24 protein-coding genes are annotated in these 25,555 nt (G+C 65.3%); 17 read left to right on the top strand and 7 right to left on the bottom strand.

Annotated features, from left to right (window positions below):
* Positions 1 to 123 precede the first annotated feature (123 nt).
* Positions 124 to 1,416 carry a flavin-dependent oxidoreductase gene (locus tag GGD62_RS30965; RefSeq protein ID WP_183711946.1) on the top strand — a complete coding sequence of 431 codons (1,293 nt, stop codon included), beginning with the start codon at positions 124 to 126 and terminating at the stop codon, positions 1,414 to 1,416.
* Positions 1,417 to 2,103: 687 nt separating this feature from the next.
* Positions 2,104 to 2,562 (top strand): hypothetical protein, encoded by a 459-nt coding sequence (locus GGD62_RS30970; protein WP_018323322.1) that lies wholly within the window; start codon positions 2,104 to 2,106, stop codon positions 2,560 to 2,562.
* Positions 2,563 to 2,565: 3 nt separating this feature from the next.
* Here the strand turns inward: GGD62_RS30970 and GGD62_RS30975 are convergent, their stop codons facing one another.
* Both GGD62_RS30975 and mutY read right to left on the bottom strand, forming a co-directional pair.
* Positions 2,566 to 2,985 (bottom strand): PaaI family thioesterase, encoded by a 420-nt coding sequence (locus GGD62_RS30975; RefSeq protein ID WP_183711948.1) that lies wholly within the window; start codon positions 2,983 to 2,985, stop codon positions 2,566 to 2,568.
* A gap of 51 nt (positions 2,986 to 3,036) precedes the next feature.
* Positions 3,037 to 4,155 carry an A/G-specific adenine glycosylase gene (gene mutY, locus GGD62_RS30980; protein WP_183711950.1) on the bottom strand — a complete coding sequence of 373 codons (1,119 nt, stop codon included), beginning with the start codon at positions 4,153 to 4,155 and terminating at the stop codon, positions 3,037 to 3,039.
* Positions 4,156 to 4,315: 160 nt separating this feature from the next.
* On the opposite strand from mutY, the gene GGD62_RS30985 reads away from it, so the two are divergent.
* The 9 genes from GGD62_RS30985 (at position 4,316) to GGD62_RS31025 (ending at position 14,456) form a co-directional block, all read left to right on the top strand.
* Positions 4,316 to 4,807 carry a DUF721 domain-containing protein gene (locus tag GGD62_RS30985; protein WP_018323319.1) on the top strand — a complete coding sequence of 164 codons (492 nt, stop codon included), beginning with the start codon at positions 4,316 to 4,318 and terminating at the stop codon, positions 4,805 to 4,807.
* A 139-nt stretch (positions 4,808 to 4,946) separates the two neighbouring features.
* Entirely contained in the window at positions 4,947 to 5,603 is a 657-nt protein-coding gene (locus GGD62_RS30990) for a DsbA family protein (RefSeq protein ID WP_183711952.1), read from the top strand.
* 216 nt (positions 5,604 to 5,819) lie between these two features.
* Entirely contained in the window at positions 5,820 to 9,284 is a 3,465-nt protein-coding gene (gene smc, locus GGD62_RS30995; protein ID WP_183711954.1) for a chromosome segregation protein SMC, read from the top strand.
* Positions 9,285 to 9,414: 130 nt separating this feature from the next.
* Positions 9,415 to 10,395 carry a small ribosomal subunit Rsm22 family protein gene (locus GGD62_RS31000; protein WP_183711956.1) on the top strand — a complete coding sequence of 327 codons (981 nt, stop codon included), beginning with the start codon at positions 9,415 to 9,417 and terminating at the stop codon, positions 10,393 to 10,395.
* Between the two features lie 137 nt (positions 10,396 to 10,532).
* Positions 10,533 to 11,093 carry a LemA family protein gene (locus GGD62_RS31005; protein ID WP_183711958.1) on the top strand — a complete coding sequence of 187 codons (561 nt, stop codon included), beginning with the start codon at positions 10,533 to 10,535 and terminating at the stop codon, positions 11,091 to 11,093.
* A 34-nt stretch (positions 11,094 to 11,127) separates the two neighbouring features.
* Complete coding sequence (locus GGD62_RS31010) at positions 11,128 to 12,348, top strand: M48 family metallopeptidase (RefSeq protein WP_183711960.1); 1,221 nt, start codon at positions 11,128 to 11,130, stop codon at positions 12,346 to 12,348.
* A gap of 207 nt (positions 12,349 to 12,555) precedes the next feature.
* A complete protein-coding gene (locus tag GGD62_RS31015) occupies positions 12,556 to 13,308 on the top strand; it encodes a hypothetical protein (protein WP_018323313.1) in 753 nt (250 codons plus the stop codon).
* A gap of 60 nt (positions 13,309 to 13,368) precedes the next feature.
* A complete protein-coding gene (locus GGD62_RS31020; RefSeq protein ID WP_028141698.1) occupies positions 13,369 to 14,037 on the top strand; it encodes a hypothetical protein in 669 nt (222 codons plus the stop codon).
* 86 nt (positions 14,038 to 14,123) lie between these two features.
* Positions 14,124 to 14,456, top strand: a complete 333-nt coding sequence (locus GGD62_RS31025) for a GIY-YIG nuclease family protein (RefSeq protein ID WP_092261534.1) — start codon at positions 14,124 to 14,126, stop codon at positions 14,454 to 14,456.
* A gap of 16 nt (positions 14,457 to 14,472) precedes the next feature.
* On the opposite strand, the gene GGD62_RS31030 is transcribed toward GGD62_RS31025, so the two are convergent.
* The 5 genes from GGD62_RS31030 to petA all read right to left on the bottom strand — a co-directional run bounded on the left by GGD62_RS31030 (position 14,473) and on the right by petA (position 21,120).
* Positions 14,473 to 15,012 carry an adenine phosphoribosyltransferase gene (locus GGD62_RS31030; RefSeq protein WP_018323310.1) on the bottom strand — a complete coding sequence of 180 codons (540 nt, stop codon included), beginning with the start codon at positions 15,010 to 15,012 and terminating at the stop codon, positions 14,473 to 14,475.
* Between the two features lie 9 nt (positions 15,013 to 15,021).
* Complete coding sequence (locus tag GGD62_RS31035) at positions 15,022 to 17,187, bottom strand: anthranilate synthase component I (RefSeq protein WP_183711962.1); 2,166 nt, start codon at positions 17,185 to 17,187, stop codon at positions 15,022 to 15,024.
* Positions 17,188 to 17,503: 316 nt separating this feature from the next.
* Entirely contained in the window at positions 17,504 to 18,193 is a 690-nt protein-coding gene (locus tag GGD62_RS31040; RefSeq protein ID WP_183711964.1) for a dienelactone hydrolase family protein, read from the bottom strand.
* A 261-nt stretch (positions 18,194 to 18,454) separates the two neighbouring features.
* Positions 18,455 to 20,527: a cytochrome b/c1 gene (gene fbcH, locus GGD62_RS31045; RefSeq protein WP_092261536.1), complete on the bottom strand. Its 2,073-nt coding sequence runs from the start codon at positions 20,525 to 20,527 to the stop codon at positions 18,455 to 18,457.
* Between the two features lie 62 nt (positions 20,528 to 20,589).
* Positions 20,590 to 21,120, bottom strand: a complete 531-nt coding sequence (gene petA, locus GGD62_RS31050) for a ubiquinol-cytochrome c reductase iron-sulfur subunit (protein ID WP_018323306.1) — start codon at positions 21,118 to 21,120, stop codon at positions 20,590 to 20,592.
* Positions 21,121 to 21,409: 289 nt separating this feature from the next.
* Between petA and GGD62_RS31055 the strand changes: the two genes are divergently transcribed.
* From GGD62_RS31055 to GGD62_RS31080, 6 genes are all read left to right on the top strand, one after another.
* Positions 21,410 to 21,868 (top strand): tRNA (cytidine(34)-2'-O)-methyltransferase, encoded by a 459-nt coding sequence (locus tag GGD62_RS31055; protein ID WP_018323305.1) that lies wholly within the window; start codon positions 21,410 to 21,412, stop codon positions 21,866 to 21,868.
* An 18-nt stretch (positions 21,869 to 21,886) separates the two neighbouring features.
* Positions 21,887 to 22,519: a 7-carboxy-7-deazaguanine synthase gene (gene queE, locus GGD62_RS31060; RefSeq protein ID WP_183238448.1), complete on the top strand. Its 633-nt coding sequence runs from the start codon at positions 21,887 to 21,889 to the stop codon at positions 22,517 to 22,519.
* A 134-nt stretch (positions 22,520 to 22,653) separates the two neighbouring features.
* Complete coding sequence (gene hemF, locus GGD62_RS31065; RefSeq protein ID WP_092261539.1) at positions 22,654 to 23,541, top strand: oxygen-dependent coproporphyrinogen oxidase; 888 nt, start codon at positions 22,654 to 22,656, stop codon at positions 23,539 to 23,541.
* On the top strand, positions 23,538 to 24,272 hold the full coding sequence (locus tag GGD62_RS31070) for an HAD family hydrolase (protein ID WP_183231081.1): 735 nt from the start codon (positions 23,538 to 23,540) through the stop codon (positions 24,270 to 24,272). Before hemF ends, GGD62_RS31070 begins: the two co-directional genes overlap by 4 nt.
* Positions 24,273 to 24,596: 324 nt before the next feature.
* The gene (locus GGD62_RS31075; protein WP_183711966.1) at positions 24,597 to 25,049 is read left to right on the top strand and encodes a GNAT family N-acetyltransferase; all 453 of its coding nucleotides are present in this window, start codon (positions 24,597 to 24,599) and stop codon (positions 25,047 to 25,049) included.
* A gap of 241 nt (positions 25,050 to 25,290) precedes the next feature.
* Positions 25,291 to 25,485, top strand: coding sequence for a DUF2158 domain-containing protein (locus GGD62_RS31080; RefSeq protein WP_183238450.1), 195 nt, complete (start codon positions 25,291 to 25,293; stop codon positions 25,483 to 25,485).
* Positions 25,486 to 25,555 lie beyond the last annotated feature (70 nt).

Here is a 25,555-nt window from a genome sequence, read left to right on the forward strand (position 1 = left end):
GGACCTCATGGGGGAAAACCCGAGGTTAACGGCCCTCCGCGGCCCCGTCCATAGGGACCTCTTCGCAGTTGCCCACGGCCGCCCGGCCGTGCGAAGACGCCGTCAATCGGAGGGGATTTTGTCATGACCGTACTCATCGCCGGTGGCGGCATCGGCGGGCTGACGCTTGCGCTCAGCCTGCACCAGATCGGCGTTCCCGCAAAAGTCTTCGAAAGCGTCGCGGAACTGAAGCCGCTCGGCGTCGGCATCAACGTGCTGCCGCATGCAGTGCGCGAGCTGATCGAGCTCGGGCTGATGGACAGATTGGACGCCAGCGGAGTGCGGACGCGCGAGCTCGCCTATTTCTCCAAGCACGGCAAGCCGATCTGGAGCGAGCCGCGCGGGCTGGAGGCCGGCTACAAATGGCCGCAATTCTCGATCCATCGCGGCACGCTGCAACAGCTCCTGCTCGACACCGCGATCGAGCGGCTCGGCAGTGACAACATCCTCACCAGCCACCATCTGACCGGCTGGGCCGAGACGGCCGACGGCGTGCGCGCCGACTTCATCGATCGGGCGACCGGCAAGGCCGCCGGGAGTTACGACGGCGCGATCCTGATCGCCGCCGACGGCATTCATTCCGCCGCGCGCGAAAAGCTCTATCCCAATGAAGGCCCGCCGATCTGGAACGGCCGCATCCTCTGGCGCGGCGTCACGCCTTCCAAGGCCTTCCTGACCGGCCGCACCATGATCATGGCCGGCCACGAGATCCTGAAATTCGTCTGCTATCCGATCAGCAAGACGCCGGACGCGGCGGGCAACCATCTGATCAACTGGGTCGCCGAGCGCCACATGCCGCCGACCTATCAGTGGCGGCGCGAGGACTATAATCGCACCGCGCGGCTGGAGGAGTTTCTGCCCTGGTTCGAGAGCTGGCAGTTCGACTGGCTCGACGTGCCCGGCCTGATCAAGAACTGCCCGCACGCCTATGAATATCCGCTGGTGGACCGCGATCCGGTCTCGCAATGGACCTTCGGCAAGGTCACGCTGATGGGCGATGCCGCGCATCCGATGTACCCGATCGGCTCGAACGGCGCCTCGCAGGCCATCCTCGATGCCCGCACCATCACCCGCGAGATTCTCGCGCATGGACCGACGACCGCGGCGCTGCTTGCCTATGAGGCCGAGCGCCGACCCGCGACCACCGACCTCGTCCTGCTCAACCGCAAGAATGGACCCGAGCAGGTCATGCAACTGGTCGAGGAGCGCGCGCCCGACGGCTTTGAGGTCGTCACCGACGTGCTGTCGCAGCAGGAGCTTGAAGACATCGCCGCCAACTACAAGCGCGTTGCGGGCTTCCAGGTCGAGGCGCTGAACGCGAAGCCGCCGATCGTCAGGGGAGATGCGAAGCGCGAGCGCCTGAAGGCGGGGCGGTAAGAGTTGTCCAACCGCCCCGCGTCCGTCACGGCCCATCAATATCCATACTGTCCGGAACACACCCAATTGCCATAGGCATCGTAGCAACGGTTGTTGTAGTAGCCGTATGCACCTGCCGCCGCCGCTCCGACTCCGACTGCCGCGGCTCCGTATGCGGCTCCCCGGTAGACGCCTCTACGCGCCGCAGTACGTGCTACGGGGTACCCTGCTATCGGCCGGGAGACGTGAGCGCGGCCGTAGCGACCAGCGTGAACGGCACCGCCTCTGTAGTGCGCGCCTCCTCCGTGAAATCCCCCTCCCCGATAGGCGCCACCTCCTCCGCGGCCGCCGCGGGCGAGTGCGTCATCGGGAACAAGGCTTGCGCCGACAAGAGCGGCTGCGGCCAAGCCAATCAGAGCATATCGAAACATGGGCGTCCTCCCGTCATTGGAGTGCCGGTTCTATCCGCAGGGTGATGCCGTCAACGGGACAGGCACTTGCCCCATCATTTGGCGCGCCCTGCATGTCCAATTGACCTAGATCAACGCCCGTCTGTTTCAAAGACCCGAATTGGTCCAGCGCTTTCAGGCCGAGGCTGAAGACCATGAGCGGCCGCAACCGCCCGCTGGTGCGCTTCGATCTAAGCCAATCCTTGGATGCGAGAGAAATTTGTCCATTCGATAGACGCGAATAACCGAGGCTGCGATCATGAAGTTCCGGGCGGGGTTGCTTGCGGCGGCTATCTTGCTGACCGAAATGCACGCAAGTCATGCGGCGATACGGATCGCCGGCGATCGTGGCGGGCTAATCGACGCCTATGTTGACAGATATGAGCGCCTGCGCACTTCCGGAGAGACCGTCATCATCGATGGACTCTGTGCCTCATCGTGCACCATCGTTCTCGGTGCAGTTGCCGCTGACAAAATCTGTGTGACCTCGAAGGCCGCTCTCGGCTTCCACGCTGCTTGGGATTTCGGTCGGAAGGGAAGGACGATTACCGACCATGACGCCACCAACTACCTATACTCCATGTATCCCGGGCCGGTGCAGCGTTGGATCGCGGCACGCGGCGGGTTGAGGCCGCAACTCATCTTGCTGCGCGGCAAAGCACTTCAGGCGCTGTATAAGCCTTGCGCGCAGCACTCCGCGACACGGCCCCGACGGTAACGACTACCGCACCACCCTCGCCGCTTCCAGCAACCGCTCGGTCGCGCTTGCCGTTGCCAGCAAGGCGCCGTCCGCAGCCGTCAGCTTGGCCTCGACGAACGCAATCGTCTTGCCGAGCTGCGTCACCTTCGCCTCCCCGATGATCGGACCGGGCTTGGCGGGGCTGAGGAAATTCACGGTCATGCTGATGGTGGTGGTGTAGAGCCGGCCCTCACTCATCACCAGCACCGCCGGGCCCATGGTGTCGTCGAGCATGGCCGAGAGCATGCCGCCCTGGATGAAGCCCGCCGGATTGCAGAACTCCGGCCTGCCCTCGAACGAGAGCCTGATCCAGCCTTCCTGCGGACGGGCATCGAGCAGGCGCCATCCCAACAGCTCCGCACAGGGTGGCCTTGGAAAATTGTCGAGCGCGGTCTTGACCATTGGCAGCCTCCGTTTCGCACCCGATAGCTTAGCGCTGCTGCCAGCGTGCTGTCAGGAGGACGAGCCCGCTGAAAGGTTGAGCGCGTGCGCGATGACCTTGCGCATGACATTGGGCAGCGCCTCGTCCCTAAGGGTGGCGAGCGGCACCCAGCGCATGCCCTCGGGCGCGCGGGTGCGGGCTGCGGCTTTCGCCGTGTAGACCACCAGCTCCAGCGGAAAATGCGTGAAGACGTGGGTGACGACGCCCATTTTGCGCTGCCAGCGCGACAGCCCCTTCAGCGCCGGCGCCTGCAGCTTCGCCGCCGCGTCGTCCTGGCCGACGAGCCAGTCCGAGCCGGGCACTTCGGTCATGCCGCCGAGCAGGCCCTTTTCGGGCCGGCTGCGGACCAGCAGCTCCTCGCCGCGTGTGACGACGAAGGCCGCTCCGCGCCGCAGCGTTCCGCTCTTCTTCGGCGCCTTGCGCGGAAAGGTCTCCTGCGTGCCTTGCGCGCGCGCGATGCAATCCTCGTTCAGCGGACACAACGAGCAGGCCGGCTTTTTCGGCGTGCAGATCGAGGCGCCGAGATCCATCAGTGCCTGCGCGCTGTCGCCGGCGCGGGAGTTTGCAAGCAGCGTCGCCGCCAATTGCTGGATCAGAGGTTTCGCCTGCGGGAACTCATCTTCAACTGCAAAGAGCCGCGACACCACCCGCTCGATATTGCCGTCGACCGGCATCGTGTGGCGATCGAAGGCAATCGCCGCGATCGCCGCCGCCGTGTACGGCCCGATGCCCGGTAGCGCACGCAGCCCCTCCTCGGTGTCGGGAAAGATGCCGCCATTCTCGCGTGTCACCGCGACCGCGCAGGCGTACAGGTTGCGCGCGCGCGAGTAATAGCCGAGCCCGGCCCACATCCGCAGCACATCATCCTGCGAGGCCCGTCCGAGCGCAGTGACATCCGGCCAGCGCGCGACGAATTTTTCGAAATAGGGCCCGACCGCCTTCACCGTGGTCTGCTGCAGCATGATCTCCGACAGCCAGACGCGGTATGGATCCGACGTCTCGCCGGGCGCGGCCCGCCACGGCAACCGGCGCCGGTGGCGGTCGTACCATTGGAGCAGGAGCGTCGGACGCGATGAGACTTTCGACTGAACTGGTTCCGGCTTGGCCTTGAGGGCAGATCTAGGGCTCATGCCTTCACTCTAGCTGCAACGCATCAGTCTCTCCACGTCATGCCCGCGCCTGTCGCGGGCATCCACGTCTTTCTTCGTGGCGAGACGTGGATGGCCGGGACAAAGCCCGGTCATGACGGCGTCAGTTCCTGACACGTCGCGCATGGTGCTATAAGGACCCATGTCCAAATTCCCTCCCAAACCCGGTCCCCTCAGCGCCAAGCCGCTGGGCATCCTGCTCAACGACGTCTTTGCCGAGGCCTATGCCAAGCAGGGGTTTGCGGCGCGCGAGTTGGTGACGCGGTGGGCGCAGATTGCAGGTCCGGAGATCGCGGCCCATGCCGAGCCGCTGAAGATGCAATGGCCGCGCCCGGTGGAGGGCCAGCCGCAGGAGCCGGCGACCCTGGTGCTGCGGGTGGAGGGGCCGATGGCGCTGGAGATCCAGCATTCCGCCGACGTGATCCTGGAGCGCGTCAACCGCTTCTTCGGCTGGAGCGCGGTCGGCAAGCTCGCCTTCCGCCAGGCTCCGCTGTCGCGCCCCCGGCGGCCGGTGCGGCCCGGCCCGCCCGATCCCAAATCGGTGGCCAAGGTGGCGGAGAGCCTTGGTGACATCGAAGATGAACAACTGAAGACGGCGCTGGCGCGGCTGGGGGCCGCCATCAAGCGAAATTGAGCCTTATTTCGCGGTCAATCTGGACCCGTCTCTACCGCTCGCCATTGCCTCAAGCTACGTTTCAAGCTAGCGACAGGCCGCCCGGGCGGGAACTTCATGGACCCCTGGGGCGAGATTTTTGCCAATTCGGGAGCCGACCTTGATCATCACCCGCCGCGCCTTCACTACGATGCTGTCGCTGACCGGGCTTGCCGCGCTCGCCAGGCTCTCGCCGCTGCAGTTCGTCTCCGAGGCCATGGCGCAGTCGGCCGCCGACGTCGCCAAGCCGGTATCGCTGCCCGACATGGCGCTCGGCCCGAACGACGCCGCCGTCACCATCACCGAATACGCCTCGATGACCTGCCCGCATTGCGCCGCCTTCAACGAGCAGGTGTTCCCGAAGATCAAGAAGGAATACATCGACACCGGCAAGGTGAAGTACATCTTCCGCGAGTTCCCGCTCGACATCAAAGCCGCCGCCGGCTCGATGCTGTCCCGCTGCATCGCCAATGGCGACGGGCCGAAATACTTCGCGGTCACCGACATGCTGTTCCGCCAGCAGAACGACTGGGTGGTGAAGAACACCACCGAGACCCTGACGCGGATCGGCAAGCAGGCTGGCCTTACCCAGCAGCAGGTCGAGGCCTGCCTGAAGGATCAGGCGCTGCTCGACAAGATCGCCGCCGACCAGAAATATGCCAGCGACGTTCTGAAGGTGGATTCGACGCCGACCTTCTTCATCAACGGCGAGAAGATCAAGGGCGAGACCTCGTTCGAGGAGTTCGCCAAGAAGATCAATCCGCTGCTGAAGAGCTGATTCGCTCGTCAAGATCCTGATTCGCATCTCGAAAGCCGTATCTTTCCCGGCATAAATCCCTTGGGAAAAGCGGCTTTCGCCGGTTGCCCTCGCGGCGCACCGCGGCCATTGTCCAGCCGCATGAGGCGCCTCGCGCGACTCGCCCGGATAGCGACACTGCCTTCCATGGTATTGTCCCGGCAGGGGATTCGCGCCTGCCAACAGAGATGCGTGCTTATGAAAATCACCCGCCTGCGCCTTCACGGCTTCAAGTCCTTCGTTGAGCCCACGGACTTCGTCATCGAGCCCGGCCTGACCGGCGTGGTCGGACCCAACGGTTGCGGCAAGTCGAATCTCGTCGAAGCACTGCGCTGGGCGATGGGTGAAACGTCGTACAAGAGCTTGCGCGCCGCCGACATGGACGCGGTGATCTTCGCCGGCTCCGGCAACCGTCCGGCACGCAACCACGCCGAAGTGACGATGACGATCGACAATGCCGATCGCACTGCGCCGGCGGCGATGAACGACAGCCAGTTGCTCGAAATCTCCCGCCGCATCGAGCGCGAGGCGGGGTCGGTCTACCGCATCAACGGTCGCGATGTGCGCGCCCGCGACGTGCAGATCCTGTTTGCAGATGCCGCCACCGGCGCGCGTTCGCCGGCTCTCGTCCATCAAGGCAAGATCGGCGAGATCATCCAGGCCAAGCCCGAGCAGCGCCGCCGCGTGCTGGAAGACGCTGCCGGCGTCGCCGGTCTGCACGCCCGCCGCCACGAGGCCGAGCTGCGGCTGAAGGCGGCCGAAACCAACCTGACCCGCGTCGAGGACGTGATCGGCCAGCTCGCAGGCCAGATGGAAGGCCTGAAGAAGCAGGCCCGCCAGGCCGTGCGCTACCGCGAGGTCGCGGCCAAGGTCCGCAAGGCGGAAGCCACACTGTTCCATCTGCGCTGGATCGGCGCCCATGCCGACGTCAACGAATCCGGCCAGACCCACGATCTCGCGGTGCGCGAGATGGCCGAGCGCACCCAGCACCAGGCCGAAGCCGCCCGCATCCAGGCGATCCGCGCCGCCGAAATGCCGGGGCTGCGCGATGCCGAGGCGCGCGCCGCTGCAGGCTTGCAGCGCCTGACCAATGCCCGCGAGCTGCTCGACCGCGAGGAAGAGCGCGCCAAGGAGCGCGTCGCCGAGCTCGAGCGCCGCCTCGCCCAGTTCGAAGGCGACATCTCCCGTGCTCAGCAGCAGACCATGGACGCCGACGTCGCGCTGCAGCGGCTCGACACCGAAGATTCCGAGCTGAAGGAAGAGATCAAGTCGCGCGTCGAGAAGCGCTCGGGTGTCGACGAGCGCGTCGGCGAAGCCGAGGCGGTGCTGACCGAAACCGAGCAGCAGTTCGCCGAGCTCACCACTGCGCTGGCCGACCTCACCGCCAAGCGCAACCAGCTCGAGGCCAACGTCCGCACCCACCGCGACAAGCTGGCCCGTCTCGACCAGGAGATCGCGAACGTCGCCGCCGAAGAGCAGAAGCTTGCCGCCGAGACCGGCGGCTTCGGCGATCTCGACGAGCTGACCGCGTCGGTTGAGACCGCGGAGCAAACACTGGCCGCCTCGGAAGCCGCAGCGCAGGCGAGCGAAGCCGCCCACGTTGCCGCCCGCCAGACGCTGGAATCCTCGCGCTCGCCGCTGGTCGAGGCCGACAAGCGCGCGCAGCGGCTCGAAACCGAGGCGCGCACGATCTCCAAGATCCTCAACGGCGAGACCAAGAATCTGTGGCCGCCGATCATCGACGGCATCACCGTCGACAAGGGTTTTGAGAAGGCCATCGGCGCCGCGCTCGGCGACGACCTCGATGCGCCGATCGATCCGTCGGCGCCGATGCGCTGGACCAATGTCGGACAGACCGACGGCGATCCGGAGCTGCCCGAAGGCGCCGTGCCGCTCGCCAATCATGTGCAGGCGCCGGCCGAGCTGACGCGCCGTCTGGCCCAGATCGGCGTGGTGCCGCGTGAGCGCGGCGCAGAGCTGGTCTCCCAGCTCAAGACCGGCCAGCGGCTAGTTTCGCCCGAGGGCGACGTCTGGCGCTGGGACGGTTTTGTCGCGGCCGCTCACGCCCCGACCGGCGCAGCGAGGCGCCTGGCCGAGCGCGCCCGCCTCGTCGACATCGAGAACGAGCTGGAGCAGGCCCGCATCGACGCGCAGATCAAGCGTCAGGCGCTGGAGAACGCCGAGTCCGAGCTGCAGATGGCGGCCAGCACCGAAGGCGCCAGCCGCGAAGCCTGGCGCGCCGCGCAGCGCGAGCTCAACGTCGCGCGCGAGCGTCATGCCACCGCCGAGCGCGAGATCAGCCGCCATGCCGCGCGCAAGGCAACGCTGTCGGAAGCGCACAGCCGTCTCGCCGCCGACCGCGCCGAGGCCGAAGCTGCGTATGAATATGCCGAAGCCGGCATTTCCGAGCTGCCGTCGAGCGAGGACACCGAAACCCGTCTCGCCGCGGTCCGCAGCGACATCGAAGGCCATCGCCGCATGGCCGCCCAGGTCCGCGCTGAGGCGCAGGCGCTGGCGCGCGAGGCCGAGCTCGCCGACCGCCGCGTGCAGGCCATCCTGGCCGAGCGCACCGAGTGGCAGAACCGCAAGGAGAGCGCGGCCTCCCACATCGATACCATCCAGGCCCGTATTGCCGAACTCACGATCGAGCGCAGCGAGCTCGAAAATGCGCCGCAAGTGTTCGCGGAAAAGCGCAGCGCACTGATCACCGAGATCGAATACGCCGAGAACGACCGCCGCATGGCCGCCGACGCGCTCGCCACCGCGGAGACCGCGATGGCCGAGACGGATCGCGTCGCCAAGCTGACCTTGGAGGCGCTCTCCAGCTCCCGCGAGGCCACCGCCCGCGCCGAGGAGCGCATGGAAGGCGCGCGGCGCCGGCTCGAGGACATCGAGCGCGAGATCCGCGACATGCTGGAAGTCGAGCCGCAAGCCGTCGCCGGCCTCGCCGAGATCGAGCCCGGCGCGGAGCTGCCGCCGCTGCACGACATCGAGGAAGACCTCGAAAAGATGCGCCGCGACCGCGAGCGCCTCGGCGCAGTCAATCTGCGCGCCGAGGAAGAGCTGCGCGAGGTCGAGACCCAGCACATCGGCCTCGTCACCGAGCGCGACGACCTCGTCGAAGCGATCAAGCGTCTGCGCCAGGGCATCCAGAGCCTCAACAAGGAGGCACGCGAGCGGCTGCTGACCTCGTTCGAGGTGGTCAACAACCACTTCAAGCGGCTGTTCGTCGAGCTGTTCGGCGGCGGCGAAGCGGCGCTGCACCTGATCGAGAGCGACGACCCGCTGGAAGCCGGCCTCGAAATCATCGCAAAGCCGCCGGGCAAGAAGCCGCAGACGCTGTCGCTGCTCTCGGGCGGTGAGCAGGCGCTGACCGCGATGGCGCTGATCTTCGCGGTGTTCTTGACCAACCCCTCGCCGATCTGCGTGCTGGACGAAGTCGACGCGCCGCTCGACGACCACAACGTCGAACGGTACTGCAACCTGTTGCACGAGATGACCGGCTCGACCGACACGCGCTTCATCATCATCACCCACAATCCGATCACGATGGCGCGGATGAACCGCCTGTTCGGCGTCACCATGGCCGAGCGCGGCGTCTCGCAGCTGGTGTCGGTCAGCCTGTCAGAGGCGGTGGACATTCTCGACCAGAACGTGGCGTGACGCTGCGGTCGTTCCACACCCATTGACGTCATCATCCGCGAAGGCGGATGATCCAGTACGCCGTGGCTTCTCGGTTGACGGCACTGTCTCGGAGTACTGGATGCCCCGCCTTCGCGGGGCATGACTGCGGATGATGATAGCCCCCACCCTCCCCGCCGAACTCAAGGCCGCCCTCGACGGCAAGCTGCAGGGCTTCTCCCGCACCGACGCTGCACAACGGTCGCAGAAAATCTCGACCGCCTATCGCGCCGGCGGCGGCTCCGGCACGATCAAGTCGGACGCCGATGCGCTCGCCTATGCGCTCGCGCGCATGCCGGCGACGTACGCGGCGGTGGCCGCCAGCCTCAATGCACTGACGGAGATTGCGCCCGATCTCGCCCCGGAAACGTTGCTCGACGTCGGCGCAGGTCCGGGCACCGCGAGCTGGGCCGCTGCGGAAGCCTTTCCATCGCTGCAGGATTTTACCCTGCTCGACGCCAACGCCACCTTGAGCCGGCTTGCGCTCGAACTGGCGCGCGACAGCTCACGCCTGGCGGAGTGCCGCTATCTGCCCGGCGATGCCGGCGGCAACCTCACTGAAGTCTCGCCAGCCGATCTCGTCGTCGCCAGCTACATCATCGGCGAGCTGGGCGAAAGCGACCAGCGCAAGCTCGCGGAAGCGATGTGGGCAAAAGCGCGCCACGCGCTGGTCGTGATCGAGCCCGGCACGCCCGCCGGCACCGCGCGCATCCTCGCCCTGCGGCAGCAGCTGATCGCGGCTGGCGCTTACGTCGCCGCCCCCTGCCCGCACGAAAGGCCCTGCCCACTCACCGCGCCGGACTGGTGCCATTTCAGCCAGCGCCTGCCGCGCTCGCAGGCGCACCGCCAGATCAAGGGCGCCGACGTGCCGTTCGAGGACGAACGTTTCATTTACGTCGCGCTGACCCGCGCGCCGCCGACTACCCGCGCCGCGCGCGTGCTGGCCCCGCCGGATGTCGCCAAGGCCGAGATCACGGCCAACCTCTGCACCGAGGATGGCGTCGCCATCACAAGGGTGCCTCGTCGGGACAAGGCCGCCTATGCTGGGGCACGCCGCTGGCGCTGGGGCGACGCTATTCTGTCCGAAAGTTAACCTTGTTCCGGACTTTTGCCTTGAACGCGGGCGGCTCCACATTCGACTAAGTCTTACCTCCCCTCTGCGCCGGGCTCTCACCCTGCGCCAATTTGGTCTAGGCTAGCGCCTGCCTTCTTCCCCTTCAGGAGTTCTCCATGTCGACCGGCTGGATCGTTCTCGGCGTCATCGTCGTCCTCGCGCTGTTCGCCTTCAGCGCCTACAACCGCCTGGTGGCGCTGAGCCAGCGCGTCGGCCAGGCCTTCGCCGATATCGACGTGCAGCTCAAGCAGCGCCACGACCTGATCCCGAACCTGGTCGAGACGGTGAAGGGCTATGCCTCGCATGAGCGCGGCACGCTCGACGATGTCATCAAGGCGCGCAACTCGGCAATGTCGGCGCAGGGTCCCGCGCAGGTGTCCGCGGCCGAGAACCAGCTGTCCGGCGCGCTTGGCCGGCTGATCGCGCTATCGGAGGCCTATCCCGACCTCAAGGCCAACGCCAATTTCCAGCAACTCGCATCCGAGCTTTCCGACCTCGAGAACAAGATCGCGGCGAGCCGCCGCTTCTTCAACAACGCGGTCCAGGAATACAACACCGGCATCCAGCAGCTGCCCGCCGCCTTGTTCGCCGGCATGTTCGGCTTCACCAGGAAGGACTTCTTCGATCTCGGCGCCAGCCGCACCGAGGTCGAGGTCGCGCCGCAGGTGAAGTTCTGATCTTGAGCCGATAGGCCGGCAGGGCACCCGCGTCATGGCCGCGTATGGTCTCTACACGCACATCGCCTCGAACAAGTTTCGTTCGATGCTGCTGCTCGCCGGCCTGTTCATGCTGGTCTACGTGCTGGTCTATGCTGGCGCGTTGGTCGCCGAAGTCGTCATCAACGGCAATGAGACCGTCGTCTATTACCTGAGGCGCGCCCTCCACGATCTGATCGTGGCCGCGCCGGTTGCGACGATCGTGGCGGCGGTCTGGGTCGTGATCGCCTATTTCTTCCACCAGTCGATGATCGACGCGGTGACCGGCGGCCACGACGTCACGAGGCAGGAGGAGCCGCGGCTTTACAATCTGCTGGAAAACCTCTGCATCTCGCGCGGCATCACCATGCCGAAGCTGAAGATCATGGAGAGCCCGGCGCTGAACGCGTTCGCGACCGGCCTCAATCCGCGGCAATATTCGATCACCGTCACCACGGGTCTCCTCGATGCCCTGAACGACAAGGAGATCGAGGCGGTGCTGGGCCACGAGCTGACCCACATCAAGAACGGCGATGTGCAGCTGATGGTGGTCGCCGTCATCATCGCCGGCGTGGTCGGCTTCTTCGGCGAATTGTTCTTCCGCCTGTTCACCAATTTCAATTGGAGCTCCGGCTCCGGCGGCTCATGGTCCTCGGGCTCTTCCTCCTCGTCGCGGTCGTCCTCTTCATCGAGCGACAACAAGAGTTCCGGCGGCGGCGCGGTAATCGTGATCATCATCGCGATCGTGCTGATCGTGGTGGCCTGGCTGCTGTCCCAGGTGGTCAAGCTCGCACTGTCACGTTCGCGCGAATATCTCGCCGACGCCGGCTCCGTCGAGCTGACGAAAGACCCTGATGCGATGATCTCGGCGCTGCGCAAGATCGAGAATCGCGGCGAGCTGCCCGGCGCGACCTCGGCCGTGATGGAGCTCTGCGTCGACAATCCCCGCGAGGGCTTTGCCGATCTGTTCGCGACCCACCCATCCGTGCAGTCCCGGGTCGACGCGCTGGTCAAGTTTGCCGGCGGCCACGATCCTGGCCCGCGGCCGCTGGCCGAGGAAACGGACGAGCCTGAGGCGCAAGCCGACCAGCAGGACACCCCACCGCCGCTGCGTCATGGTCCGTGGGACGATGCGAGTGGGCCGGCCGCTCCGCAGCCCCTGCCCGCACCCGGCCCTTCCAGGACCGCGAACAGCAAGCCGGTGGGCAATCTCATGGGTCCCTGGGGCCGTCATTAAGCACGCGATGTCCTGCCATGCGCGGCGGGTTTCGCCGCGATTGGGAAAAACTCCGGGAATAGCCGTATCGACATGCCGAGGATTTGAATTCTCCCTTGTTTCTGCCATGTTCGCGCCCAACAGCAGACTTGGGACATCCTTCGGACATCGATTTGGGGCCCGGCCGATTGCGACCTCGCGATCGGGGGCGCGCGTTAGGGGACAGCAATGGCAAAGCCGGCAGTGGTTGTGGTGGGCGCGGACAAGGGCGGGGTCGGCAAGACCACGGTGTCGCGCACCTTGCTCGATTATTTTTCCGCCAACAACGTGCCGACGCGCGCCTTCGACACGGAATCGCCGCGCGGAACCCTGAAGCGCTTCCACCCCGACATCACCGAGATCGTCGACATGACGACGACATCGGACCAGATGAAGATCTTCGACACGCTCAACGCGGTGAGCCCTTCGGTCACTGTCATCGACGTTCGCGCCGGCCTGCTCTCGCCCGCGCTGGCTTCGCTCCGCGACATCGGCTTCCTCGACGCCGCCAAGGCCGGCCAGATCACCTTCGCGGTGTTCCACATCCTCGGACCCTCGATCGCCTCGCTGGAGGAGATCGCCGAGACTGCCGGGTTCATGACCGGCGCAAAATATTTCCTGGTGAAGAACTTCATCAACGACACCCAGTTCTTCCAATGGGACCAGGCGACCTACAATTCCTACTTCCACCGCATCAAGGACGCGACCGAGCTGACCATCCCCAAGCTCAACGAAATGGCCTATGAGCAGGTCGAGGTGTCCTCCGTCCCGTTCCTGAAATTCGTCGCCAACAAGGGCATCAGCGACGAGGCCGCGAACTATTCCTTCGTGCTGCGCGGCTATGTCCGGCACTGGCTGGCGAATGTCTGGAGCGAGTTCGACCGGATCCGGCTGACCGATATCGTCGGCTCGAAGCCCGTCACCCGCAACAGCGAAAAATAGTTGCGCAAGCAGGGCTGATACGGCTGGATTGGTCGCCAGGTTCGACTGATATAGCTGCCGATGCCCGCCACGCCCGTCTACATCATCTGCTCGCCCCGCCCGCAGGTCGGCAAGACGCTGCTGGCGCGGCTGCTTGCGGAATTTCTGCTGCTCAAGAACGGCAATGTCGCGGCCTTCGACGTCAATCTGAAGGAACCGTCGTTGCTCGACTACTTGCCAAAGATCACGGAGACCGCCGACGTAATCGATACCTACGGCAAGATGCAGCTGATGGACCGCGTCATCGTCGATGACGGCATGGCCAAGGTGATCGACCTCGGCTTCCACGCCTTCGACGAGTTCTTCAAGATGACCGACGAAATCGGCCTCTTGAAGGAGGCCGCCCGCCGCCACGTCGCACCACAGATCCTGTTCGTCGCCGACACCGACCGCGCCTCGGCCCGCGCCCACGAGATGCTGCGCGGGCAGATCCCGCGGATGAACCTGATCACCGTGGACAATGAATATGTCGTGCGCGGCGAGCTGCCGGCCGCGATGGCCGGCGGCCGCCTGTTCCGCCTGCCTGCCTTGCCCGGCTTCCTCAAGACCTATGTCGACCGGCTGAACTTCTCCTTCACCGGCTATCTGCGCCAGGAGAAGGACGCGTCGACCGAGCTGCACCAATGGACCCGGCGGAATTACTTTGCCTTCCGCGAGCTCGAGCTCAGTCTGATCCTGCAGCGATCCTAGATAATTTCACCCGGATAATATTGACTGCGGGTTGAAGCGGGCTTATTGAGGCGGACATCGGTATCCCCTCCGCAAGGCCTGTCACCGTGAGCATCGACCGGAAAGCAGCGATCGCCGCCTACAAGGAGCGAAAGACCATCGCGGGCGTCTATGTCGTCCGCTGTGCGGCCTCCGGCGAGGCCTGGGTCGGCCAGGCGCCGAACCTCGAGACGATCCAGAACCGCATCTGGTTCTCGCTACGCCAAGGCAGCCACACCTGCCGCAGCCTCCAGGCTGCCTGGAATGCGCATGGCGAGGCCGGCCTGACCTTTGGCGAATGCGAGCGCCTGGAGGATGAGGAAACCGCCTATGTCAGGAACGCACTCCTGAAGGAGCGCCTGCTGCATTGGCGGGATGAACTGAAGGCCGAGGCGATCTGAAGATCGCGGCGACCTCTCAGTGTCCCTCGAACGTCATCAGCGTGCGCACTGGCACGTCCATGGCGCGCAGCTTGGCGGCGCCGCCGAGCTCGGGCAAGTCGATGATGAAGCAGGCGGCGACGACGTTGGCGCCGATCTGGCGCAGCAGCTTCACCGCGCCTTCCGCGGTGCCGCCGGTGGCGATGAGGTCGTCGACCAGGATGACGCGCTCGCCGGGCTGGATGGCGTCGACATGCATCTCCATCTCGTCGATGCCGTATTCGAGCGAGTAAGCGATGCGCACGGTGGTGTGCGGCAGCTTGCCTTTCTTGCGGATCGGCACGAAGCCGGCAGAGAGCTGGTGCGCCACCGCACCGCCGATGATGAAGCCGCGTGCCTCCATGCCGGCGACCTTGTCGATCTTGTTGCCGGCCCAGGGATTGACGAGCTCGTCCACCGCGCGGCGGAACGCGCGCGCGTCCGCGAGCAGGGTCGTGATATCGCGGAACATGATCCCCGGCTTGGGATAGTCGGGGATGGTCCGGACGCTCGCCTTGATATCGTGGTCAAAGGTCATTGGTGCCTCTCAATCGACACGCGCATCCAACCGGAACGCGTTTTCAACAATACGCAAGCCCACCTCATTGCTGAGCGACATCAGCGATTCCGGGTGGAATTGCACGCCGGCGACCGGCAGCGTCTTGTGCTCCAGCGCCATGGCGACACCGTCCTCGGTGCTGGCTGTGACGGACAACACCTCCGGCATGCTGTCGCGCTCGACGAAAAGCGAGTGATAGCGGCCGATGACGATCTCGTTCGGCAGATTGCGCATCAAGCGCCCGCCGTGCACCTGCACCCGCGAGGGCCGGCCATGGGCGGGATGGGTGAGCTGGCCGAGCTCGCCGCCGAAATATTCGCCGATCGCCTGCACGCCCAAGCAGACGCCGAACACCGGCAGCTTCCTCTCCAGCGCCGCGTCGATCGTCTTCTTGATCCCGAAATCTTCCGGCCTGCCGGGACCCGGTGACAGCACCAGCAAATCCCATGTCTTCCGCTTGAGCATGTCGAGCGCATGCACATGGCGGACCACGGTAACGTCGGCGCCGACCTGGCGGAAATAATCAGCGAGCATGTGCACGAAGCTGTCGTCGTGATCGATCAACAGCACCCGCTTGCCCGAGCCGGTCGCATCGGGCGCAAAGGTCGACAGCGGCTTCGGCGGATCGCCGCGCAGCGCCTGGAACAGCGCGGCGGCCTTGACCTGGCATTCGCGGTCTTCGGCGGCCGGATCGGAATCGAACAGGCATGTGGCGCCGACGCGCACTTCGGCGAGACCATCCTTCATGCGGATGGTGCGGATGGTCAGGCCGGTATTGATGCTGCCGTCGAAATTCACCGCACCGATCGCGCCGGCATACCAGCGGCGCGGCGAGCGCTCGTGATCCTCGACGAATTGCATCGCCCAGAGCTTGGGTGCGCCGGTCACCGTCACCGCCCAGGCGTGGGTGAGGAAGGCGTCGAGCGCGTCGAAGCCGGGACGCAGCATGCCCTCGACATGATCGACGGTGTGGAAGAGCTTCGAGTAGGTCTCGATCTGGCGCCGCGCCAGCACCTTGATCGTGCCGGGCACGCAGACGCGCGCCTTGTCGTTGCGGTCGACGTCGGTGCACATGTTGAGCTCGAACTCGTCCTTCTCCGAGTTCAGGAGCTGGCGGATCTGCTCGGCATCGCCGATCGCATCGGTGCCGCGCGCGATCGTGCCCGAGATCGGGCAGGTCTCGACCCGGCGCCCGTCCGACCGCACGAACATTTCCGGCGAGGCCGACACCAGAAATTCGCCCTCACCCAGATTCATCAGCGCGCCGTAGGGCGACGGGTTGATGACGCAGAGGCGCTGGAAGACTTCAGCCGGCGAACGATCGCAAGGCTCGGCGAACAGCTGCCCAGGCACCGCTTCAAAGAGATCACCGCGGGCGAAGGCCGCACGCGCGGTCTCGACCGTTGCCTGATATTCGCCGGGCGCGTGATCGGCAAAACCCTGCCGCGGCGTCTTCAGGTAAGGACTCTCGGCGGTCTCGCGCGGCAGGCCCTCGGTGGACTTGCCCTTCCAGGCAAAGTCGTACGAGAGCACCACGCCGCGGCCGGTGGCGCGGTCATAGGCCAGCAGGCGATCGGGGACGTAGAGCACGATGTCGCGCTGGTCCTGCTCGCGCGCGCGCTTCTGCACGAGGTCCTCGATCTGGAACACCAGGTCGTAGGCGAAGGCGCCGAACAGGCCGAGCAGGCCGTCGTCATTGGCGGAGAAGGCGGCGACGAGATCGCGCACCAGCGACATCACGCTGGCTCGCCGCGTGCGCTGGTCTTCCTCGACCGGCGCATCGCCGCGGATGATGTGGCCGGCAAGCCGCGTCGCCGTCTTCTCGGAGATGACGACGCAGGGCTCGCGCAGCACATCGACCAGGAAGGCGATCAGCACCTGCCCACGCTCGTTCAGCGCTTCCAGCTTGAAATTGACGCCAGTGGTCTCGAGCTTGAGCGGCGGATCGGAGAAGCCGAGGTCAAAGCTCTCATAGCGGCCGGGCACGGTCGTGCCCGAGGACAGCACCACGCCGCGACGGCGGTCGAGCAGGCTGACGAGATCGTCGAGCCTGTTGGCGCCGCCGGTGAACTGCTCCGCCACGCGCGTGATCGCGAGACCCGCGCGGGTCGCGTACTCACTTCTGGCCGGGAGGGCAAAGACTGTCCTGTTCATGTGATCCTCTTGGGGTCCTCTTACGAGACTTGCCGAGGAAACGCCACACAGGACAAACGATCAGGCCGCCGCACTGCGTTAGCGACCTCAGACGATTTGGGAAAGGAAAATCGCACCGGCCACCTCGTTAGGAGGTGCGCCACCAAAGACGGGCTGGGCGGACGGCGGTGCTCATGGGCGGATACTCACCATGGCGCGGGGGCGGCGTCAAGGGTGGCCGGGCAGTAGCCCGGATGGAGCGCAGCGCAATCCGGGGTTCGTGCCACAAGGGAAAGTCCCCGGATTACGCTGCGCTCCATCCGGGCTACAGGCTGGGTCAGGCTGCGCTGTTACCGCCGAGATGATTGGCGAAGAACTTGATTGCCCTGCCCCAGGCGAGCTCGGCGGCCTCGCGGTCGTGCACGGCCTGGCGCTGCTCGTTGACGAACGCGTGTTCGGCGTCATAGCGGTACAGCTCCAGCGACTTGCCGGCGGCCTTCATGGCCTTCTCGAAGCCGCCCACCAGCTCCGGCGTGCACCAATCGTCCTTGTTGGCGAAATGGGCCTGGAGCGGGATCTTGACGTCGGCGGGCTTGGCCGCCTGTTCCGGCGGGATGCCGTAGAACACGACGCCGGCCGCGAGCTCCGGCACATGCACCGAGCCGATAATGGTGACGGCGCCGCCGAGACAGAAGCCGGTCAGCCCGACCTTGGCACCGTTACGCGACAGATATTGCGCGGCGCCGCGTACCGTCTGCGTGGTGGCGTCCATGAAGTCGAGCGAGTTCATCTCCTTGTTGGCGCTGTCCGTGTCGTGATACGGCACCACCTTGCCCTTGTAGAGATCGGGCGCCAGCGCGTCGAAACCGGCCAGCGCGAAGCGGTCGCACAGGCCCTTGATCTGGTCCGACAGGCCCCACCATTCCTGGATCACGACCACGCCCGGCGCGTTGCCGCGCGCGGCATTGGCGAGATAGCCCGAGGCCTCCTTGCCGTCCGGACGCTTGAAGGTGATGGCGGTTCCCATGGTGTCCTCCGATGAGTTCTTGGGGGAGCGGTTGGCGGCATCTTGGCGGGTGCATGCGAATGACGCAATCACCGCGCAAACAAACTCTCGTGCCCCGGACGCTGCGCAGCGCGTTGCCCCTTGCGGCGTGATGCGCTGCCGATCCGGGGCCCAGCTACGAGCATTCTGGGTCCCGGCTCGCGCTTCGCGCGTCCGGGACACGGACCCAACAAAAAAGCCCCCTTGCGGGGGCTTCTTCATTTTCTCGTCGCATCAGAGCGCTCAGTGCGAGCTGGCCCAGACCTTCTTCTTGGTGAAGTACATCAGGCCCGCGAACAGGATCAGGAACACGAAGACCTGGAATCCGAGGCGCTTGCGCGCTTCCATGTGCGGCTCCGCGGTCCACATCAGGAAGGTGGTGACGTCCTTGGAGTACTGCGCGACCGTGGTTGGCGAGCCGTCGTCATAGGTCACCTGGCCGTCGCTGAGCGGCTTCGGCATCTTGATGGCGTGGCCCGGGAAGTACTTGTTGTAGTACGAGCCCTCCGGAATGGTCACGCCTTCCGGCACCTTGTCCTCAAAGCCCTGCAGCAATGCCGAGACGTAGTCCGGGCCCTGCTCCTGGAACTGGGTGAAGAAGTCGAAGATGAACCAGGGGAAGCCGCGCTTATAGGAGCGCGCCTTGGTGATCAGGGAGAGGTCGGGCGGCGCCGCGCCACCGTTCGCCGCGCGAGCGGCCTGCTCGTTCGGGAATGGCGAGGGGAAATAGTCCGCCGGACGCCCCGCACGCTCGAACATGTCGCCGGCATCGTTCGGACCGTCCTTGACCTTGTAGTCCGACGCGAAGGCCGCCGCCTGCGCCACCGAATAGCCGGGCCCACCGGGCTCGGCGAGGTTCCGGAAGGCGACATAGGACAGGCCGTGGCAGCTGGCGCAGACCTCCTTGTAGACCTTCAGGCCGCGCTGCAGCGCGCCGCGGTCGAACTTACCGAAAGGGCCGGAGAACGACCATTTGTTGCCCGGGGGCGTATCGCTGCCTTCAGACGCCTTCGCGCTGTCGACCGAGCCTGCGAACAACGAACCGGCGAGCGCCAGCATGATCGCGGTCGAAACCATCGGCGTCGATCGGCTGCCGGTCTTGGCCAGCACCGCATCCGAGATCGAGTTCGGCACGGGCCGCGGCTTCTCGATGCGCGAGAGCAGTGGCAGCACGATCAGGAAGTAGGCGAAGTAGCAGACCGTCAGGACCCGGCCGGCAATGACGTAGATGCCTTCCGGCGGCTGCGCCCCGAGATAGCCGAGCAGGATGCAGACCACGACGAAGATCCAGAAGAACTGCTTGGCCAGCGGGCGATACTTCGACGACCTCGTCTTCGCGGCGTCCAGCCAGGGCAGGAAGCACAGGATGATGATCGCACCGAACATCCCGATGACGCCGGCGAGCTTGTTCGGGATCGAGCGCAGGATCGCGTAGAACGGCAGGTAATACCACTCCGGCACGATGTGCGGCGGCGTCACACCCGGGTTCGCCGGAATGTAGTTGTCGGCGTCGCCGAGATAGTTCGGCATGTAGAAGATGAACCAGGCGTAGAGCAGCAGGAAGCAGGCGACGCCGAACATGTCCTTGATGGTCGCATGCGGCGTGAACGGCACCGTGTCCTTTTCCGTCTTCGGCTCGACGCCGTCAGGATTGTTCTGGCCGGCGACGTGCAGCGCCCAGACGTGGAGCACGACGACGCCCGCGATCAGGAACGGCAGCAGGTAATGCAGCGAGAAGAAGCGGTTGAGCGTCGGATTGCCGACCGAATAACCGCCCCACAGCAGCGTCACGATGCTCTCGCCGACATAGGGTATGGCGGAGAACAGGTTGGTGATGACCGTGGCGCCCCAGAAACTCATCTGGCCCCAGGGCAGCACGTAGCCCATGAAGCCGGTCGCCATCATCAAGAGGTAGATGATGACGCCGAGGATCCACAGCACCTCGCGCGGCTCCTTGTAGGACCCGTAATAGAGGCCGCGGAACATGTGAACGTAGACGGCGACAAAGAACATCGATGCGCCGACCGCATGCATGTTGCGCAGCAGCCAGCCGTAGTTCACGTCACGGACGATCAGCTCGACCGATTTGAAGGCGAGATCGGCATGCGGCGTATAATGCATCGCCAGGATCACGCCGGTCAGGATCTGCATCCCCAGCATGAAGGAGAGGATGGCGCCGAAGGTCCACCAATAGTTCAGGTTACGCGGGGTGGGATAGGCAACGAACGAGGAGTGCATGAGGCCGAGGATCGGCAGGCGCCGCTCGATCCATTGCAGGGCCGGATTGCTCGGCTGGTAGTCGGATGGTCCGCTCATGATGCGATCCTGAGGAAATAGTACGACGAGACGGCGCGAAGCTTCGGACGAGGATCCGAGGCTCAGCCGATCTGGATTTTGGTGTCGGAAACGAACTGGTACGGCGGCACCGGCAGGTTCGCGGGCGCGGGCCCCTGGCGGATGCGGCCGGACGAATCGTACTGCGAACCATGGCAGGGGCAGAAGAAGCCGTCGTAGCTGCCTTCATGAGCGATCGGGATGCAGCCGAGATGGGTGCAGATGCCGATCACGACCAGCCATTGCTCGTGGCCGGACTTGACCCGGGCCTCGTCGGACTGCGGATCGGGCAGGCTCGCCACGTTGACGGCGCGCGCCTCGTCGATCTGCTTCTTGGTGCGGTGGCTGATGTAGATCGGCTTGCCGCGCCAGAACACCTTGATGTCCTGGCCTTCGGCGACCGGACTGAGATCGACCTCGATCGGCGCACCGGCGGCGATGGTCGAAGCATCAGGATTCATTTGGGAGATGAAGGGCCAGAGCGCAGCTGCGCCCCCTACTGCTGCAGCTGCCCCCGTTGCAACGAATAAGAAATCACGGCGTGTCGGATGGTCCGCCGAAGACGCTGTCGTCACGATTCCAACCCTTTCTTCTTGTGCAACCGGTGGAACCGCTCCAGGGGGCGCCCATGAGGTCCCCGGAAAGGCTGCCGGCGCCCGCGGCCCCCCGCGGCGGCAGAACTTCGCATGTTCACCTCTAGACGGGCAAAACAGCAGTCCAGAATCGTTCTATTGGCACCCTTGCCGGGCGAGCGCAAGCCCGCTATCGGCGCGGGAGCGTGCAATGCACGAATTCCCGGGCAGGCGATGTTTTATTGAGACATTTCCGCCCCGCATCGCCCCCGAGACAGCCCTCGCACAGCCCATGCAGATAGCGCTTTTCCAACCCGACATCGCCCAGAACACCGGCACGATTCTCAGGCTTTGCGCCTGCCTGGGCATCGCCGCCCATATCATCGAACCGGCGGGCTTCCCCGTTTCCGACCGCCTGTTCCGCCGGGCGGGAATGGACTACCTCGATCATGTCAGCCTTATCAGGCACGACTCCTGGGCCAAATTCGAGGACTGGCGCGCCGCCCATGGCTACCGCCTGCTGCTGTTCACCACGAAAGCTGCCACCGACTACCGCGATTTCCGTTACCAGACGTCGGACATCCTGCTATTCGGGCGCGAGAGCGCCGGTGTCACCGACGCGGTGGTCGAGGCCGCGGATGCGCGGCTGGTGATCCCTATCAAAGCGGGGCTGCGGTCGCTCAATGTCGCCATGACCGCGGCCATGGCCGCCGGCGAGGCGCTGCGGCAGATCCGGAACCCGCAAGCCTGACAGATTGAGGAGAGACGATTGAGTTACGCGGTCAAGGAGATCTTCCTGACCTTGCAAGGCGAAGGCGCCCATGCCGGGCGCGCGTCCGTGTTCTGCCGTTTTGCCGGCTGCAACCTCTGGAGCGGCCGCGAGGCGGACCGTCTTGAGGCCACCTGCAAGTTCTGCGACACGGATTTCGTCGGAACCGACGGCACCCTCGGCGGCCGCTACGGCTCGGCCGCGGAGCTCGCCGACACCATCGCCGCGCAATGGACTGCGGCCGCAGCCAACCGCTACGTGGTGCTGACCGGCGGCGAGCCGCTGCTCCAGGTCGACGCCGCGCTGATCGAGGCGCTCCACGCCCGCGGCTTCGAGATCGGCGTCGAGACCAACGGCACCATCGCAGCGCCGGACGGGCTCGACTGGATCTGCGTCAGCCCTAAGGGCGGCAGCGAATTGGTGCTGCGCCAGGGCCACGAGCTGAAGCTGGTCTATCCGCAGGCCCTCGCCGCACCCGAGACCTTCGAGCACCTCGCCTTCGAGCGCTTCTCGCTGCAGCCGATGGACGGACCCGAGGTCATCGAGAACACCGCGCGCGCGATCGACTACTGCCTGCGTCATCCGCAATGGCGGCTCAGCGTGCAGACGCACAAGTCGCTCGGCATCCGATAGGGACAGATTTGTAGGGTGGGCAAAGCGGAGCGTGCCCACCATTCAAGATGACGGTAGAAGACGTGGGCACGGCGCAAGGGCGCCTTTTGCCCACCCTACGGCACACTCCGCGTGGTAAGCGACCGGGAATGAAGATGGACATGTCGACGATCGAAGACCGCAAGGGCCGCGCCCGCGCCTGGTTCGAGGCCTTGCGTGACGACATCTGCGCGAGCTTCGAGCGGCTCGAGGACGACGCCCCGCAAAGCCTCTATCCGGGCGAAGCCGGCCGCTTCAAGCGCACGCCCTGGCAACGCACCGACCATACCGGCGCGGCCGGTGGCGGTGGCGTGATGTCGATGATGCATGGCCGCCTGTTCGAGAAGGTCGGCGTGCACTGCTCGACCGTGCACGGCGAATTCGCGCCCGAGTTTCGCGCGCAGATTCCCGGCGCCGCGGACGATCCAAAATTCTGGGCCTCCGGCATTTCGCTGATCGCGCATATGCGCAATCCGAACGTGCCCGCCGTGCACATGAACACCCGCTTCGTGGTCACCACCAAGGCCTGGTTCGGCGGCGGCGCCGATCTCACACCGGTGCTCGACCGACGGCGCACCCAGGACGATGCCGACAGCATCGCTTTCCACGCCGCGATGAAGCAAGCCTGCAACCAGCCGAACGGCGTTGCCGACTACGACAAATACAAGAAATGGTGCGACGAATATTTCTACCTGCCGCACCGCAAAGAGGCGCGCGGCATCGGCGGCATCTTCTACGACTGGCACGACAGCGGCGACTGGGACGCCGACCTCGCCTTCACCAAAGACGTCGGCCGCGCTTTCCTGAAGATCTATCCTGACATCGTCAGGCGCAATTTCGCGGCGGGCTGGACCGCCGCGGACCGCGAGGAGCAATTGATCCGGCGCGGCCGCTATGTCGAATTCAACCTGCTCTACGATCGCGGCACCATCTTCGGGCTGAAGACCGGCGGCAATGTGGATTCCATCCTGTCATCGATGCCGCCGGAGGTGAAGTGGCCATGACTGTCTCGAGGCCGCTGCCGCGCGCCATGCTGATCGATATGGACGACACCATCCTGTCGGCCTATGGCCGGCCCGAGATCGCCTGGAACACGATCGCGAACGAGTTTGCCGAGGAGCTGGCGCCGCTGCCGCCGCCGCAGGTCGCAACCGCAGTGCTCGCCTTTGCGCGGCAGTTCTGGTCGACTGCGGAGCCGATCTGGCGGATGAAGCTCGGCGAGGCGCGGCGGCTCACGGTGCGCGGCGGCTTCGCCGCGCTCGCCGCAAACGGCCATCGCGCCCTGCCCGACGATCTCGCCGATCGCATCGCCGACCGCTTCACCACCTATCGCGAGGAAGCCATCTTCGTCTTCCCCGGCGCGCACGATGCCATCGACGCGTTCAGGGCACGCGGCATCAAGCTCGCGCTGGTCACCAACGGCGCCGCCGACATGCAGCGCGCCAAGGTCGAGCGGTTCGAGCTGACCCATCGCTTCGACCACATCCAGATCGAAGGCGAGCACGGCTTCGGCAAGCCGGAGGAGCGCGCCTATCTGCACGCGATGGAGGCGCTGGGCGTTTCCGCGGAGGATACCTGGATGATCGGCGACAATCTGGAATGGGAAGTGGTGACGCCACAGCGCCTCGGCATCTATTCGATCTGGATCGACGTGCACGGCGACGGCCTGCCCGAAGGCTCGACGGTCAGGCCCGACCGCATCATCCGCTCGCTGACCGAGCTGGTGCCGGGCTAGCCCTGAGCAGGGCACATAACAAAATATCGAAAAACAACCCCATGCACAGTAGCGGCCCCCTGCAAGATCAATGGCTTACGGATTTTTCGAAGCGACTTTGATCCGTCGGCCAAAACAGGGGTATGATGTCATCGTCGAAACTTGCGATGGACTGGTTTCCCCGCCCGCGTTTCCGCGTTCGTCGCGAGAAGATCACCGCCCTACGGCAGCTCGGGTGCGGGAAATTTCTTCGCCTGCTGACGTAACGCCCCGTCAAGCCAGCACGTAGATGTCCCCTGCGGGCGCTTTTGCCCCGAGGGAGGGCGCGGCATCGTGAGTGGGGAATTGAGCATCCGTAGAGCTGAGGCGGGCGATTACGCTGCGGTTCGGAGCCTTGCGGAAGCGTTGGCGGCCCATATCGAAGAGCCGCCGCCGCCTCTGACGCTCGAGCGCTATCTCGCCTTCTATGTCCGCGAGCATGCGCCCGTGCACCTCTTCGTCGCGCTGCTGGAAGATCGCGTTGCGGGCCTGATCGCCTGGATCCTGACCCACGAGCTCTATAGCGCCCAGGCGGGCATGTACATCAGTGACATCGCGGTGCATGCCGAGGCGCGCAGGAAGGGCGTCGGCAGAGCGCTGATGACGAAGGCCAAGGAATGGGCTGCCGATCACGGCGTCACGAAGCTCGGCTGGGATGTCTGGAAACACAACGCGTCAGCGATGCAGTTCTACGCGCGCCTGGGCGCGACCGTCGACTCCGAGGCCCTGCCGCATCTCCTGCTGCTGACGAACCGCTAGCTTCATCATGGCCGATTGGCGACTGCGGGCGTCGCACGCGATCCTCATCCTGAGGGCTCGCCAACGGCGGCGTCTCGAAGGATGGCCACGGAGGAAGCCGCTGCCATATGCGATTGCCCAGCGTGTCGACCGGGATCGCCACCCGCCGCTGGAATTTCCCGGCACGGCCGGCCGGCGTGATCGGCCTGTCATGACCGCTTGCTAGGCTCCCGTCCGGATCGATCGCGAGAAAGGACAATCCATGGACTTGAAAGCCGGTGATGTCGTGATGCTGAAATCCGGCGGCCAACCGCTGACGGTCGCGGAAGTGAAGCAGGACGAGGTGCTCTGCCTCTGGATGGGCATGGAAGGCGACCTGTTCCGCGAAACGCTGCCGCTGGCCGTGCTCGTGCAGGTGGAAGAGGAGGAAGAGGACGACGACGAGGACGAAGAGTAGGCCCGCCTACACCGCATCCTATCTGGATCGGGTGCGCCTCAGCTCCAGCACGTCGGATCTCCCTCTCAGA

The organism is Bradyrhizobium sp. ERR14, from assembly GCF_014198235.1.
GTDB lineage: Bacteria > Pseudomonadota > Alphaproteobacteria > Rhizobiales > Xanthobacteraceae > Bradyrhizobium.

Bases quoted from the DNA above. Each gene is read 5' to 3' on its own strand.
- GGD62_RS31040 (WP_183711964.1), bottom strand. From the start codon at position 18,193: ATGGGAACCGCCATCACCTTCAAGCGTCCGGACGGCAAGGAGGCCTCG.
- GGD62_RS30970 (WP_018323322.1), top strand. From the start codon at position 2,104: ATGAAGTTCCGGGCGGGGTTGCTTGCGGCGGCTATCTTGCTGACCGAA.
- GGD62_RS30975 (WP_183711948.1), bottom strand. From the start codon at position 2,985: ATGGTCAAGACCGCGCTCGACAATTTTCCAAGGCCACCCTGTGCGGAG.
- GGD62_RS30985 (WP_018323319.1), top strand. From the start codon at position 4,316: ATGTCCAAATTCCCTCCCAAACCCGGTCCCCTCAGCGCCAAGCCGCTG.
- smc (WP_183711954.1), top strand. From the start codon at position 5,820: ATGAAAATCACCCGCCTGCGCCTTCACGGCTTCAAGTCCTTCGTTGAG.
- hemF (WP_092261539.1), top strand. From the start codon at position 22,654: ATGGACATGTCGACGATCGAAGACCGCAAGGGCCGCGCCCGCGCCTGG.
- fbcH (WP_092261536.1), bottom strand. From the start codon at position 20,527: ATGAGCGGACCATCCGACTACCAGCCGAGCAATCCGGCCCTGCAATGG.
- GGD62_RS31080 (WP_183238450.1), top strand. From the start codon at position 25,291: ATGGACTTGAAAGCCGGTGATGTCGTGATGCTGAAATCCGGCGGCCAA.
- GGD62_RS31000 (WP_183711956.1), top strand. From the start codon at position 9,415: ATGATGATAGCCCCCACCCTCCCCGCCGAACTCAAGGCCGCCCTCGAC.
- GGD62_RS31005 (WP_183711958.1), top strand. From the start codon at position 10,533: ATGTCGACCGGCTGGATCGTTCTCGGCGTCATCGTCGTCCTCGCGCTG.
- mutY (WP_183711950.1), bottom strand. From the start codon at position 4,155: ATGAGCCCTAGATCTGCCCTCAAGGCCAAGCCGGAACCAGTTCAGTCG.
- GGD62_RS31055 (WP_018323305.1), top strand. From the start codon at position 21,410: ATGCAGATAGCGCTTTTCCAACCCGACATCGCCCAGAACACCGGCACG.
- GGD62_RS31010 (WP_183711960.1), top strand. From the start codon at position 11,128: ATGGCCGCGTATGGTCTCTACACGCACATCGCCTCGAACAAGTTTCGT.
- GGD62_RS31030 (WP_018323310.1), bottom strand. From the start codon at position 15,012: ATGACCTTTGACCACGATATCAAGGCGAGCGTCCGGACCATCCCCGAC.
- GGD62_RS31015 (WP_018323313.1), top strand. From the start codon at position 12,556: ATGGCAAAGCCGGCAGTGGTTGTGGTGGGCGCGGACAAGGGCGGGGTC.
- GGD62_RS31070 (WP_183231081.1), top strand. From the start codon at position 23,538: ATGACTGTCTCGAGGCCGCTGCCGCGCGCCATGCTGATCGATATGGAC.
- GGD62_RS30965 (WP_183711946.1), top strand. From the start codon at position 124: ATGACCGTACTCATCGCCGGTGGCGGCATCGGCGGGCTGACGCTTGCG.
- GGD62_RS31020 (WP_028141698.1), top strand. From the start codon at position 13,369: ATGCCCGCCACGCCCGTCTACATCATCTGCTCGCCCCGCCCGCAGGTC.
- GGD62_RS31035 (WP_183711962.1), bottom strand. From the start codon at position 17,187: ATGAACAGGACAGTCTTTGCCCTCCCGGCCAGAAGTGAGTACGCGACC.